The organism is Pedobacter caeni (assembly GCF_900129215.1).
GTDB classification, from domain to species: Bacteria; Bacteroidota; Bacteroidia; order Sphingobacteriales; family Sphingobacteriaceae; genus Pedobacter; species Pedobacter caeni.
In genome coordinates, this window is record NZ_FQUQ01000001.1 from 1,145,710 (window position 1) to 1,160,728 (window position 15,019).

The 15,019-nt window shown below is 42.5% G+C and carries 10 protein-coding genes; all 10 read right to left on the reverse strand.

The genetic code is table 11. The features are described 5' to 3' along the window. Positions 1–51 precede the first annotated feature (51 nt). The 10 genes from BUC20_RS04850 to BUC20_RS04895 all read right to left on the reverse strand — a co-directional run bounded on the left by BUC20_RS04850 (position 52) and on the right by BUC20_RS04895 (position 15,015). Entirely contained in the window at positions 52–2,592 is a 2,541-nt protein-coding gene (locus tag BUC20_RS04850) for a zinc-dependent metalloprotease (RefSeq protein WP_073229497.1), read from the reverse strand. 139 nt (positions 2,593–2,731) lie between these two features. Then, complete coding sequence (locus BUC20_RS04855; protein WP_234994448.1) at positions 2,732–4,372, reverse strand: protein-disulfide reductase DsbD family protein; 1,641 nt, start codon at positions 4,370–4,372, stop codon at positions 2,732–2,734. Between the two features lie 49 nt (positions 4,373–4,421). Beyond that, positions 4,422–4,868, reverse strand: coding sequence for a protein-disulfide reductase DsbD N-terminal domain-containing protein (locus tag BUC20_RS04860; protein ID WP_073228100.1), 447 nt, complete (start codon positions 4,866–4,868; stop codon positions 4,422–4,424). 78 nt (positions 4,869–4,946) lie between these two features. After that, positions 4,947–6,167 (reverse strand): FecR family protein, encoded by a 1,221-nt coding sequence (locus tag BUC20_RS04865; RefSeq protein WP_073228103.1) that lies wholly within the window; start codon positions 6,165–6,167, stop codon positions 4,947–4,949. Positions 6,168–6,223: 56 nt separating this feature from the next. Beyond that, on the reverse strand, positions 6,224–6,823 hold the full coding sequence (locus BUC20_RS04870) for an RNA polymerase sigma factor (protein WP_073228105.1): 600 nt from the start codon (positions 6,821–6,823) through the stop codon (positions 6,224–6,226). Positions 6,824–6,922: 99 nt separating this feature from the next. After that, the gene (locus BUC20_RS04875) at positions 6,923–8,332 is read right to left on the reverse strand and encodes an efflux transporter outer membrane subunit (RefSeq protein WP_073228108.1); all 1,410 of its coding nucleotides are present in this window, start codon (positions 8,330–8,332) and stop codon (positions 6,923–6,925) included. 67 nt (positions 8,333–8,399) lie between these two features. Continuing rightward, entirely contained in the window at positions 8,400–11,594 is a 3,195-nt protein-coding gene (locus BUC20_RS04880) for an efflux RND transporter permease subunit (RefSeq protein ID WP_073228111.1), read from the reverse strand. Positions 11,595–11,602: 8 nt separating this feature from the next. Next, the gene (locus tag BUC20_RS04885; protein ID WP_073228112.1) at positions 11,603–12,745 is read right to left on the reverse strand and encodes an efflux RND transporter periplasmic adaptor subunit; all 1,143 of its coding nucleotides are present in this window, start codon (positions 12,743–12,745) and stop codon (positions 11,603–11,605) included. A gap of 166 nt (positions 12,746–12,911) precedes the next feature. Further along, positions 12,912–13,511: a TetR/AcrR family transcriptional regulator gene (locus tag BUC20_RS04890; protein ID WP_073228115.1), complete on the reverse strand. Its 600-nt coding sequence runs from the start codon at positions 13,509–13,511 to the stop codon at positions 12,912–12,914. Between the two features lie 154 nt (positions 13,512–13,665). After that, a complete protein-coding gene (locus BUC20_RS04895) occupies positions 13,666–15,015 on the reverse strand; it encodes a hypothetical protein (RefSeq protein WP_073228118.1) in 1,350 nt (449 codons plus the stop codon). Positions 15,016–15,019: the final 4 nt, after the last annotated feature.

Sequence of the window (15,019 nt, forward strand, 5' to 3'; positions counted from 1 at the left end):
TTAGCTTATAATGATGCTAAATCAGAGATGGCCTTCTTTATGCTTAAATAATTACGATTTCGGATTCAATGCGTTGTTGATGCGCACCAACAGATCCTGTAAATGGTATTTACTTAAGCCTGTTGCCGCAGGAATGGCAAGGCGGATATCTTTCGCCAAACCGGTCATTTGTGCACGGCTAATGCTGGATACATCAGTACTTGTAGGATCGGCAGATCTCATTCCAGGGAAACCTCCCGGAGCTGCCGAAGCTGGTGCAACCATCAGCTTACTTAAATTATCTACATAAGCTTTTTGAAGGTTTCTTCTGTATACATCTATGTTTTTATGGCTGCGTAATTCAGACCAGATTCCGTTTTTAAGGTCGGCAAACAGATGCTCCGCAGTATAGGCTTTGGCACCGTTCATTACTTCTGCATTGATCAGTTTACCAATGGTATTGGCATTCAGGAATCTGGCTAAAGTGTTTTTCTGAATCCCCTGAAAAACATCTACAGGATTAATTCCGGTACGCTCTATTAACTCTTTGTTGATCAGCCAGGTTGGGCTATTGAATAACTGTGCATTCAAAAAGGTCATTGCTTCCTTTTGCGTGGCAAATGGAACAGCAACAAAAGAAGCGCCGCTTTCTTCTACCGTTTTAGGAGTAGTATAAATACCGCCGATATTTTTAGCTACATGTCCCATGTAACGGCCGTATTGACCTACCAGTTCGCCATATAAGGTTTTAGCGTTCTGATAGCCTTCATTCGGCTCTTTACTCCAGGTAAGCAGATTAGGTAAAATGCGTTTTAAGTTTTTAATTCCGTAAGCAGAGGCCAGCATGGCATTGTCGCCAAGATCTTCATTTTGGTTACGTGGATCATTGGCATCGCTTTCTGTTCCAAAAGCAAGTCTTTTATTTCCGGAGATCCTGTTGATGATCGTTTTATTGGAAATGGCAAGTTCTTCCTGTGGTCCTTTAAATTCAGGCATCCATTTGTAACCCCATTCTATTGCCCATAGATCATAATCACCGATTCTTGGGAAGATTCCTTTGGAACTGATGTTGTCTTCAGGTTGAGCTACATAGTTAAAACGCGCATAATCCATGATCGAAGGCGTATGTCCGTTTTTCTCTACCCATTGTTTGTCTCTTAATTTTTCTACCGGTACTGTTGCCGAAGAACCAAAGTTATGGCGCAGACCTAAGGTATGTCCAATCTCATGAGAAGAGACAAAACGGATGAGCTCACCCATCAATTTGTCGTCAAAAGTCATCTTTCTTGCCGCAGGGTCAACTGCCGCCGCCTGGATCAGGTACCAGTTTCTAAGGATCAGCATGACATTGTGATACCAGTTTACATGGGTTTCCAGAATTTCTCCGGTGCGAGGGTCATGGACGTGTGGTCCGCTTGCATTTGGAATATCAGAAGGTTTGTATACAATAACGTTATGTCTGGCATCCTCAATGCTCCATGACGGATCAGTTGGTGCTTCTTTCGCTACAATTGCATTTTTGAATCCGGCTTTCTCAAAAGCAATCTGCCAGTCATTTACTCCTTGCATCAGGTATGGCACCCATTTTTTTGGTGTTGCAGGGTCGATGTAATAAACGATTTGCTTTTTTGGCTCTACCAGTTCACCTCTTTTGTATTTCTCTACATCTTCGGCCTTAGGTTCCAATCTCCATCTGGTGATCAGGGACAGGTTCTTTACGCCCTGAGGATTTGAGTCAAAGTCAACAAAACCGGTAGCGAAATAACCAACACGGGGATCGAAATACCTGGCTTTCATCTGTGAGGAAGGCAATAAAACCATAGAACTATTCAGTTCGTAAGTTGCCGGGGTTGCGCTTGGTGCACCGCCCATTCCGCCAGGCATCTGAGGAGCCGACTTCGAATAAGTCTTCAAAGTCCGGATCTCAATGTTCAGCGGATAAGCTTTAATCTCTTTGATGTAGCTTCTGTCGGCCATCATTCCGCCCAATGACAATGCTTTTTTCACGGAAGGATCAAAAAAGAAAATCTCGTTATCACTGTTCATGTAATCAGTGACATCTATCACCACCCCTTTGGCACCCGAAACAGAATCTTTAGCCAATGCTTTGATGTCAAATGAGGCCACCAATGGCTGCACATTTGAATTCATGACCGACTTGTATAATCCCTGAGCAGTGGTATCCTGAGAACGCTCTCCAAAAGAAATGCTTTTTAGAAACAGTTTGTTGGCAGGACCTTTCTGAAAGGAAATGACATTGTCGCCAATCTGATCGCCACCATAACCCATCATTTGAGAACGGTTTCCGGCAGCGGCTTTGCTGATCCTGTTTACGATCAGAATCTCTCTGTTCATCAGTGAATCCGGGATCTCAAAGAAATACCGGTCTTCTACGTTATGTACTTTAAACAGACCTTTATCTGTTTTTGCTTTGGCAGTGATCACTTCAGCATAAGGCTTGGGGCCGTTTCCTGCAGGCGGACGGTTCACCGCATTTGGATTTGCCGCCGGGCTTACCGCAGAAGGTGCATTTTTCTTTGGGTTTCGTTGTTGTGTGAAACCTTGAAAACCAGTGCCTAAAAGCACCAGCGTGATCAAACTTAATCTTTTCATTCGTTGTAATTGAGTTTTAGATATATTCGTTCCTTTTACCGGAACAGGTTGTTTCATGTTGTGGATGACATTTTAAAACGATGGTCAGCATCCACCACACCATCGTTTTTACTATTAACTATTTAACCTAAATTTTCAATTATTTATTGAAAGTCTTTAAGCCACTATCGAGGAATTCAAGGTATTCCCCAGCTTTGACAGCACCTGTAGGTGGGCTCAGCAATTGTTCATCATGCCCAAGCAAAACATAAAATGGCTGTGAATTTGAGTTGAATCTGGAAGCCTGAAAATCGCTCCATTTGTTTCCCAGTGTTTTCACATCACGGCCGCTAAACTTTGATTTAAATTTTTCATTTTCCATCAATTCTGTTTTATCATCCACATATAACTGGATGATGACATAATCGTTATTGAGTTTAGAAAAAATCTCTTTAACAGACCATACATTGGCCTCCATCTCCCTGCAGTTTACGCAAGCATGTCCCGTAAAATCCAGAAGAACAGGTTTCTTTACTTTCTTCGCATAAGCCACTCCCTCCTCATAATCAAAAAATACATTCAGATTTAAAGGGGCATGAAAGATGTCAGAATATTTATGAGGGCCTTCTTCATGCTTTATCGTATGACCAGAAGAGCCGCCTGTCAATGTAGCGGTATAGAGGTCAAAATCCTGAGTCGCCTGCGGCGGAAGGAATGCAGATACAGATTTCAGTGGTGCTCCCCATAATCCGGGAATCATGTAAACTGTAAATGACAGGACCACAATGGCAATCAATAACCTTGGAACAGAAATGAAATTTACAGGGCTGTCATGGGAGAATTTTAATTTTCCAAGCAGGTATAAGCCCATCAATCCAAAAATCACAATCCAAAGCACCAGAAAAACTTCTCTGTCGAACCAGTTCCAGTGGTAAGCAAGATCTACATTGCTTAAAAATTTCATGGCCAATGCCAGTTCCAGAAAACCCAGAACCACTTTCACACTGTTTAGCCAGCCTCCTGATTTAGGCAGGGCGCTTAACCAGGATGGGAACAATGCAAATAAAGCAAATGGAATGGCCAGGGCAAAAGAGAACCCGAACATACCTACCGCCGGGCCAAGCAATGCACCACTGGTTGCAGCCTGTACCAATAAGGTCCCGATAATCGGACCAGTACAGGAGAAGGAAACCAGGGCCAGTGTACCTGCCATAAAGAACAAGCCGGCAAGGCCACCTTTATCGGAGTTCGCATCCATTTTGTTTACCCATGACGAAGGGAGTGTGATTTCAAAGGCCCCAAGAAAGGAGATCGCAAAGATCAGGAGTAAGATAAAGAACAGGAAGTTAAAAATACCGTTTGTAGACAAGCTATTGAGCGCATCCGGACCAAAAAGCACCGTTACCAGTAAGCCCAGTACCACATAGATCACGATGATAGACAAGCCGTAAAACATTGCCCGGCTGACTGCCTTACCCTTGGTCTGACTTCCCTTAGTAAAAAAGCTGACCGTTAATGGAAGCATCGGAAAAATACAAGGCATCAGCAATGCGGCCAGACCTCCGATAAATCCTGCGATGAAAATTCCGGTTAATCCTTGTTTTTCTTCTTTTTTCAGCAGATTTTTGTCCGGCCCGGCAACATCAGCACTTTGCTTAGCCGGGCTGACAATCGTGGCGGTAATACTGTCCCTTACCCCGCTATCCGGCTTAATTTCAGTGAATTCAATGTCATTTAAGGAGCTGTCTGTCTCCTGCGACCGGGCTGTTGTAACCGTCAAAAAAAACATGAGTATTCCCATGACGAGCATTTTTATGCTCGTCTGATAGTTATTTAAAATCATTTTCTGCTTACTTTACAGGGATAGAAAATTCAACAGTTTCCGGAGGAAGACATTGAGAATCGTCGCAAACCATATACTCTAAAGTCCCCTTAACTGTAGCTGCTGCTCCGGTTAATTTGATTTTCTGCTGGAAGATTACTGAATTCTCAAAATAACCTACATTCATATCGAAAGCTTTTTCGAACTTAACGATGGGTTTTGGTTCTATTGCTTTACCATTCAGCTTATAAGTCTTTGCAGGTGTAAATTTGAAAGATGTTTTTACAGGACCTCCATCAGGAATATTTTGTGAATACAAATGCCATCCTTCTTCGATGCTCGCCTTAAGGTATAATGTGGCTTCAGTTTTAGATGTTTTTTTAGCGGCATAACTCCATTTTACAGGTTTTAGAATCTGGCTGCTCGCGGTCATACTGAAGAATAGTCCGACAGCAAATAAGAATAGGTTTTTCATGTTGTTGTTTTTTTATGTGTTAGCAAACTTAAATATTACCATAGCTATGGTGGTTATCTTTATTAACTTAAAGTTGTTTTATTTTATATTTTGTTCATGATAAGGCATCACAATAATTTTATTCCCTTCTACTTTAAACTGAATGGATTTTGTCAGTTCCATGATCCGGAGTACCTGTGATAAATTTTTCATCCTCGATACTTGTCCGCCAAAACGGATATTGCTCACATCTCCCCTATATTCTACCTCTATATTATACCATCTTGAAAACTGACGCATAATGCTATATATGCTTTCATCATTAAACCAAAATAAACCTTGTTTCCAATCAATCACCGCACTGGCATCCACCTGACTTACCTTTATGTCTGTTACGACCTCTGACTGATCTCCCGGTTTAAGGATCGCAGATTTACTGGAAGGAAGTGTCACTTTTACGCTTCCCTCAATTAAAGTGGTCCTTACACCATGTTCATCGTCGTAAGCATTGATGTTGAAATGAGTTCCAAGCACTTCAACTTCCTGTTGCTGCGTCTTCACCCTGAAAGGCATTTGTTTGTTTTTCGCCACTTCGAAGTAAGCTTCACCAGTCAATTCTACTTTTCTTTCCCTACCTGTAAATGCGGATGGATATTTCAGTGAAGAAGCTGCATTTAACCAGACCATGGTTCCATCAGGAAGTGCGATGCGGTATTGTCCGCCTTTAGGGGTCGCAATGGTATTATAGCCTACTTTTACATGGCTTAATCCCTGTCTAAGGGTATACAACAACCTTCCGTCTGCGGTTTTGGTAATCTGTACACCGGACTCCTTAGCAATCTCTCCATTGGCCACATCATCCAGCGTAATATGCGAACCGTCTGAAAGGGTAAGTACCGCCTTATTGCCACCAGGCTTAATGTATTCTCCTTTTTGTCCGGCAAACTCAAGCGGAAGCACGGACTTATTGTATTTTGAATTCAGGTAATAAGCGCCAAACGCCAGCGAAATGAATACCATTGCTGCTGCAGCCCATCTCGCGTAAGGACGAAATCCGATGACCTCACTTTCTTCCTCTTCAGTTTGCAGTTTAATGCGTTCATAAACCATATCCAGTTCTTCTTTTCCTGCAGTAACCTGGGAAACATCATCAGCGGCATGAAGCACATCATCTGTGGACAAATCTTCTGTAAAAAGACTTTCCAGTTGATCACGGTACTGTGAATCATGCAATAGCGCTATCAGCTGTTGCTTTTCAGCTACAGTTAAGGTTCCTGAATGGTACCCTGCTAAAAGTGATTTGAATCTTTCTGGTGTCATTACATTTATATAGACAGTTCAAAGGAAAAGTTGTGGGGGTATGATTTGTATTTTTTTTAATTATTTCTGGAAAATAGCCATAACAGTAACATATAGTGGTAATTGTGTTCCAGAAAACTGCGGAGATTCTTCAGGGCTTTGCTCATGTGTTCCCGGACCACATCATAGGAAATGTGTAACTGATCTGCAATCTGTTTATGGCTCAGGCCTTCTTCCCTGCTCAGCTTATAGATTTGCTGCTGACGTGGGGAAAGGCTGTCTACTCCTTTTTTAATGAGTTGTTCCAGTTCCCGAAAATCAATATCTGTACCGGTTGAGCGTTCAGCTGAGGACGGCTCTTCTGCATGAAATGCTTCCAGGGGTTCCATTGGAATCTCCTTCTGAAGTTCATTGATGAGCTGATTTCTGGAAACGGTAGTCAGCCAGGCAGGAAAACTTTTCAGGTAAGGCAATTGCGCGCTGTTGTTCCAGACTTTCACAAAGATCTCCTGTACTGCATCCTGAGCGAGAAAGGGGGATTTAAGGTATTTCATGCCCATAGCATACACCTTACCCGCATACTTATCGTACAACAGGTTAAACGCGGATTCATTGCCCCCTGCAACTTCTTCCAGCAATTCTTGTTCGGTATAACCTTCGGGTCTATTAAATAACACGGCCTTTATAAAAGATCATATAAAGGCCAATGTTAAATAATTAAAACTTTAATTTTATCATTCTGCGATGTAAAATTTTACCAGACATCGCAATGCGGACTAAATTCCGCCTCCCAGAGAACGGTAAAGTTCTACTGAAGCATTTAATTGTGCTGTTTTTATGCTGGCAAGCTCCAACTCACTTTGAAGAGAATTGCTTTGTGCAGTGATCACCTCCAGGTAATTTGCCATTCCGTTTTTAAACAGGAGGTTGGCATTTTTTACCGCTTGCTGTAAAGTGCTGACCCTGGTTTGGGCAATGGTATATTGCTGTTTCAGTTTTTCAATTTTTACCAGTTCATCAGAGACTTCTCCTACCGCAACCAATACCGATTGTCTGAATTGAATCACTGTTTTTTCGCGCTCGATCTTTGCCGTTTCATATTGAGTTCTCAACTGTTTACGCTGAAAAATCGGTTGGGTAAGCCCTCCTGCCACTGTTCCAAATAAAGAAGCCGGAATATTGAACCAGTTACTTGCTTTAAAGGAGTTGAGGCCGGCACTTGCAGTAATGCTCAATGATGGATATAAACTGGCTTTGGCAATACCTACCTGAGCATTGGAAATATTTAAAGAAAGTTCAGCACTTCTCACATCCGGTCTTCTGCCTACCATAGCAGATGGAAAACCTGAGGAAAGCTGTTCAGGGAAAGCAATCTTGTTCAGGCTTGCTGTTCTGCTGACTGAACCAGGCAACTGACCTGCTAAAATGCGTATGGCATTTTCCTGAATGCTGATGTTTTGCTCCAGTTCAGGGATCAGCTGTGCGGCAACCAATTGTTGTGCCTGTGCCTGCTGAATGGCCAGTGAAGTTACCTGTCCGGCATCAAACTGCATGTTGATGATCCTTAAAGTACTATCGCTTAATGCCAGGTTCCTTTTTGCAACGCCCATTTGTTCATCCATCATTAACAAACGATAATACCCCTGAGCTACATTGGCAATCAGTCTGGTTTGAATTGCTTTTTTTGCTTCTGCGGTTTGCAGGTAAGTAGCCAATGCAGCTTGTTTCTGACTTCTGATTTTACCCCAGATGTCTGCTTCCCAGCTCAGGCCAAGATTCGCATTGTAATCTTCCACATGTGTGGTCTTCAAAAACTGGCTGGTACTCAAGCCATTCAAACTGTTATCCGAAGGACGGTTGCTATTGGCCGTAATGTTAAGGTTCAGTTGCGGAATATTTCCCAATTTGGATTGTTTGAACAACAAATCGGCAGATTCCATGTTTTTCAGGGCAATTTGCAGGTCGTAATTTCTTAACAGCGCCGTATCCAGTAAATTCTGAAGGGTCGCATCTGTAAAAAACTGTTTGACCGTAAGGCCCGCAATGCTGGTTGAATCCGCAGAAGGGGCATTCCTGAAATTTTCAGGAATGCTGGCTTTAGGGATTACCACATCTTTTGAAACTTTACAGCCGGCAAGTAATGCGAGGATTACGATAGGTGCAAGTCTGTTTATATATGTTTTCATTAGTATATATGAGTTATCGTTAATGAAACCTGCAAAACGCATATGCAGGTTTCATGAATTCAATAGATTAAGAATAGATGATATTGGCTTCTGGATTTACAGTCACCCCATGACCGATTTCTTCTACTACCGGAGGTTTACCGCTTACTTTTTCCTGAAGGTACTGGAAGATCACAAACAATACCGGAATGATGAACAAGCCAAGTATTACTCCCGAGATCATCCCTCCTGCTGCACCAATACTAATCGAGTGGTTACCCAGGGCTGATGGTCCTGTTGCGGTCATCATCGGAATCAATCCTACGATAAAGGCAAGTGAGGTCATGATGATTGGGCGCAAACGCAATTTCGCAGCTTCCAAAGCAGCAGCAATCAGGGTTTTTCCGGCTTTCCTTCGTTGTACCGCATATTCCACGATCAGAATCGCATTTTTTGCCAGCAAACCGATCAGCATGACCAGTGCTACCTGTACATAAATGTTGTTTTCAATTCCGGTCAGGCCAATGGCCACAAACACACCGAATACACCTGCAGGGATGGAAAGTACCACTGCTAAAGGCAGGATATAACTTTCGTACTGTGCAGATAACAGGAAGTAAACAAACACAAGACATAAAATAAAGATCACCGTTGACTGTCCGCCTGAAGAGATCTCCTCTTTCGTTAAACCTGAGAATTCAAAGGAATAACCTGAAGGAAGGTGTTTCTGAGCCACTTCTTCTACCGCTTTAATCGCATCACCGGAACTGAATCCCGGTTTGGCAATGGCGTTTACCCCAATCGAATTGAAGAGGTTGTACCTCGAAGCGGTTTCAGCACCATAAACCCTTGATAAAGTAGCTACCGTACTGATCGGAACCATTTCGCCCTGTTTGTTTTTAACATATACGGCATCCATTGCAGAAGCGTCAGAACGGTCGGCGATATCTGCCTGCACCATCACCCTGTAATATTTACCAAAACGATTAAAATCTGAAGCCTGTGCACTTCCAAAATACGCCTGCATCGTTTGCAGGATGTCTTTGGTATTGATACCCAGTTGTTCTGCTTTTTCATCGTCAATTTTCAGTTCCAACTGAGGATAATCTGCTTTAAAGGTGGTAAAAGCAACGGCAATTTCTTTACGTTTCATCAATTCCCCAATGAAATTATAGGCGATTCCGCTGAATTTATCCAGTTTACCACCACTTTTATCCTGTAATACCAGATCCAGACCATCCACATTACTGAAACCCGGAACGGTAGGGAAAGTGAAGACAAAGAAGTTGGCCCCTTTTACGGTAGAGAGTTTGCCTCTGATGTCGTTCATGATGTCGTTGATTCCTTTCAATTTACCACGTTCTTCAGTAGGCTTCAACAATACGAAAGCTACCCCGGCCGAAGGGCTGGTACTTTGGGTCATGATGTTAAAACCGGAAAGGACGTTTAACAAACGGTTAGATTCCAGAGGCATCAGGATTTTTTCTGCTTCTTTCAATGCTTCGGTGGTACGTTCCAGAGAAGCACCGGCAGGCATAGATAAAGCGATGGCGATAAAGCCCTGATCTTCCGAAGGAATAAATCCTGTAGGTGTTTTTTTCACCATCCAGATGGTAGAAAGGGTGATCAGAATTAAACCTGCAATACCTACCCATTTGAAGCGGATCAGGAACCTCAGACTACCAATGTATTTGTTGGTCAGACTGTTGAAACCTGTATTGAAGCCAATAAAGAAACGTTGTTTAAAGGATTTCTTTTCTGCTACCCCATTTTGATGTTCATGTGGGTTTTTAAGGAACAAGGCACATAAAGCCGGACTTAAAGTAAGGGCGTTTACGGCAGAGATCACAATGGCAATCGCCAGGGTGAAAGCAAACTGTCTGTAGAATACCCCTGTTGAACCTTCCATGAAACCTACCGGTAAGAATACCGCCGACATGACTAAGGTAATGGAGATGATTGCTCCGGTAATCTCCTGCATCGCAGAAGCTGTGGCTTCTTTTGGAGGTAAATTATGGTGTTCCATTTTAGCATGCACCGCCTCGACCACCACAATGGCATCATCGACCACAATACCAATTGCTAAAACAAGTGCAAATAAAGTCAGCAGGTTGATGGAGAATCCGAACAGCTGCATGAAGAAGAACGTTCCTATGATCGCTACCGGTACCGCAATTGCCGGAATCAGGGTAGAACGGAAATCCTGAAGGAAAATAAACACGACAATAAACACGAGAATAAATGCCTCGATCAAAGTGTGTTTTACCTGATCTATGGATTGATCCAGGGATACTTTAGTACTGTACAGTACATCATATTTTACCCCTTTAGGGAAATCTTTCTCTGCTTTTTTCATGAAATCCTGGATTTTGATCTGGATCTCATTGGCATTGGAACCGGCAAGTTGCAGGATACCTACATCAATCCCTGGTTTTCCATTGATACGGGTTAAACTTCCGTAGGTATAAGCACCAAATTCAACTCTTGCTACGTCTTTAAGTCTTAAGATCGAGCCATCCGCGTTGGAACGGATCACCATGTTCTCATAGTCCTTAGGCTGATTCAGTTTACCTTTATATTTGATCACATATTCAAAAGCATTCTTACTGCTTTCCCCGAATTTTCCGGGAGCAGCTTCTACGTTTTTGTTTTGAATGGCAGCCATTACTTCATTAGGCATCAGGTTGTAACTGGCCATTTGTGCCGGATTTAACCAAACCCTCATCGAGTAATCTTTGTTTCCACCGAAGATGCTGGCAGAACCTACACCAGGAATCCTTTTGATTTCCGGAATAAGGTTGATCTGCGCATAATTGGCAAGGAAGGTCTGGTCGTAATCCGATTCTTTATCGGTATACATGTCCAGTACCATGATCAGACTGTTCTGTTGTTTGGCAGTGGTTACCCCAGCCTGCACCACCTCCGCAGGGAGCTGACTTGTGGCTTGGGCAACCCTGTTCTGTACGTTTACAGCAGCCTGATCCGGATCGGTTCCCAGCTTAAAGTAAACGGTTATGGCTAATGATCCGTCGTTACTTGCAGTAGAGCTCATGTAACTCATGCCTTCTACCCCATTGATGGATTCTTCCAGTGAAGGTGCTACGGAACGCAGTACCGTTTCCGCATTCGCACCCGGATATAGTGCCATTACCTGAACGGCCGGCGGCGCAATATCAGGGAATTGTTGTAGTGGTAATTTGGAAAGTCCGAGAACCCCGAAGATCACTAATAGTATAGAGATCACGGTTGCAAGGACCGGTCTTTGTATGAATATCTTAAACATGACTGGTTTTAATTAGCGGCAATTTTTAATGTTTTTTCTTCTTTAGCTGTTTCAGGAGTGATGGCATCGCCGTCTTTCAGAATTTCCATTCCTTTTGACACAATTCTGTCGCCCGACTGTAAGCCCTCTTTGATCAGGTAATTTGTACCGCTGGTACCAATTACTTTAATCGGTTGTTTAGCTACCTTGTTGTCTTTACCTACAGCGTATACAAATATTTTATCCTGTACTTCTACGGTGGCCGACTGAGGTACCATCATGGCATCCTGGTGTTGCAGGCTCAACCTTACTTTACCTGTATTTCCTGATCTCAACAGACCTGAAGCATTTGGAAAGCTGGCCCTTAAGGTAATCGAACCAGTGGTTTTGTCGAACTGTCCGTCGATCATATCAATTTTACCTTTTTGGCTGTAAGTGCCATTGTCTGATAAAACCAATTCTACCGGAGGCAGGTTCTTCAGGTTTCCAGCTGTTGTTGCTGAAGGATATTTCTCTTTGAATCCGATGAAATCTGCTTCGCCTAAAGAAAAATATACGTGTACTTCGTGTACGTCAGACAGGTTGGTCAATGGTAAAGCATCTGATGGAGACACCAGGCTTCCTTGTTTTTTAGGTAAACGGCCAATGTATCCGCTTACCGGAGCTTTGATCAGGGTATAACCTAAATTGATCTGTGCGGTACCCACACTAGCTTTTGCCTGAGCAACAGTAGCAACAGCAATCTGTAGTGCTGTTTTTGCTGTTTTTAACTGGATGTCTGACACTACTTTATTTTGAACCAGAGGAACCAGTTTATCGACTTCAAGCTGTGCATTCAGTACAGCGGCTTCGGCAGCACGCTGATTTGCTTTGGCATTGTTCAATTGTTCCAGGAATGGCATTGCATTGATTTTGAATAAAGGTTGTCCTGCTTTAACAAGTGCACCTTCATTTACCAATACCTGCTCTAAGGCACCAGCTACCTGAGGACGAATTTCCAGATCTATAGCACCCTGTACTGAAGCAGGATATTCCTGATAAGTGGTCTCTGCGCTTTTGCTGATGGATATTACGGGTAATGATGGTGCCGGAGGGGTACCGGCAACCTGAGCTGATTCGCTGGAACAGCCAAGGAGAAATATAGCGGTGGAAAGTAAAATTAATGTTTTCATAACGTTAGTAGATTGTTTAACAGTGTTAAGTGATTGCGGGGACTTCGGATAATATTTCATGATATGTTTGATTTAAAGAGGGTGTAACGTGGGTAAGTAATTTAACAGCGTTAAGTAACTGTTAATAAAAAAACGGATTATGATTAAAACCCGTTGCCAAATGATTTTAATCGTTGATGTACTTTATAATTCCTTTGAGTGCGTCACGTAGTATATGTTGATTTGTTTCATTGTCGGTGCCCTTTCTTACAAAGTTGATCGAGATCAGGCCGTGTACTACAGACCAGAAGGTGAAGTACTTTCTACAGACCAGATCATCGTTGATCGGATTGGCCGTCATGAGTTCCTTAATGGTATCACAAATGATGTTTGTGGTTCCCTCCGCTTCCGGAAAGGCTTTCATAACCTCGCAACAGTTCATATCTACGCCATACATGAGCTGATACAATTCTTTGTATTTAAAGGCAAAATTCCAATAGGCCAGCCACATTCCTTCCAATTGATCTGCCGGAAGCTGGTACTTGCCTTTTGCTGCTTTTAATTCCTGCAATAAGATGATGTATCCTTTTCTTGTAAGTTCCAGAAGAATCCCCTCTTTATTAGCAAAATACTCGTAAATGATTGGTGCAGTATATTCGATCTTGTCTGCAATCTTTCTCATACTGAGCGATTGCCATCCATCTTCCTTTACGATTTCCAGAGCTGCATCTAGTATATTGAGTCTTGTTTCCTCTTTCAACCTCTGTATGCGTTCTTTACTTCCCATTCTTTTAGAAAATTAAATAGTGTAAATAATTTAACACCGTTAAGCAAATGTACAGCGGCTTTTGAATATTAATATCATCACTTTGTCAAATACAAAGAGAAAGGCCTTTAAGTATACTTAAAGGCCTTTTCTAAAGTAAATATTTTACTGTATTTTATTTGATGAGTTGAGAAAAAGCGTTGATGTTTTTCTTTTGGAAATCGATCTGTCCCTGAAGGTGTCCATTTTTAACGTCAATTTTAGTTGCCCTCAGTTTCAAATGGGTAAATGGGCCCAGGTAGGAGGTTAACAAAGGAAATTGCTGTTGTTTTTTAATGCTGCTAAGGTCTGCCTCTGCAAAAAAGAAATATGGACTGGATTTCAGTTCTGCGCTAAAGCTGTCTTTTTCCATCGTGCTCAGTTGCAGGGCATCATCCTGTACGGACGTAAAAACCTGGTACAAAGGAAAGAATTGTTTGTTCAGCTGATCTGATCCGTTGATGATGTTTTTCTCTTGCAGGTATCTTAACAGGCCTGAAGCATTGCCGGCACCAATGCTCAGTCTTAAATGAGGTACCGTAACTTCTTTAGCTGTTTTTGTGGCCACCTTTTCAAAGTCGTCATTGTATTCGTAGGTAATCACCGAATCTTTTTGTGTAATGTTCTTTCTCAGTTCAAGCGCCGTGTACCCCCAGTATTTCAACAAGCTATCAGACTGCAGACTGAAATCTTTAAAATTCAGATCTTTGTGTTTAATAATCCCCCTTAGGTTTGCGTTTAACCAGACCTTCAAATTTGCATCGGCTGCAAAGCTGTTCCGGTAAGCGCCCTGATCCGGAACACCCAGATCAGCAATCGGAAAGGTACTATCGATCTCGGCTAAGCCGTCTTTAAAGTTGAGGCTTCCGGAGTAAGTGCTGACATTCCAGGAAAGATGTCCTTTTATATCTTTCAGGACTTTAATCTTCGGATCGCTATCCGGCATCATGTTTTTTTGTGCCAGCAAATCATGGAGCACATCAGTTACGTTTTCTTTTTGAAAAGAGTAAGCCATCGCCAGGTGTTCAGCGTTGTACATGACGGTCAGTTTTTGATCTGCTGATATTCCGGTTACCGATCCTTCCGCTGTTTTATTAAACGCGTTCAGCTTAAACACACGTTGCAGGTATCGTTTTAAATCCAGGCTGTCCGCTACGGGTAAGAGGCAAAAATAGGTCCCTGCAGACCTGGAATGAAGGGTATAGATAAAGATGTTCGCTGGTAAAGAAATTCCACGGGAGCTGCTCCCCTCCTTCTTATGGTCCGTTGAATCCTTTTTGCTTTCAGTCAGGTAATAGGCAGGATTACTGATAAAATCTGCCGACATGGTTTTAAACAGCCCATCCAGATTGAGCTTAAAAACCAGGTCTGCATCCTTATGAATCCTGTTCTGATAAGAACGGTATTCCCTGAATTGCAAATACCCATAAACAGAAATCAGCAGCAATATTCCTATTGCTGCTGATATTTTTAATATTTTATTCATTTAA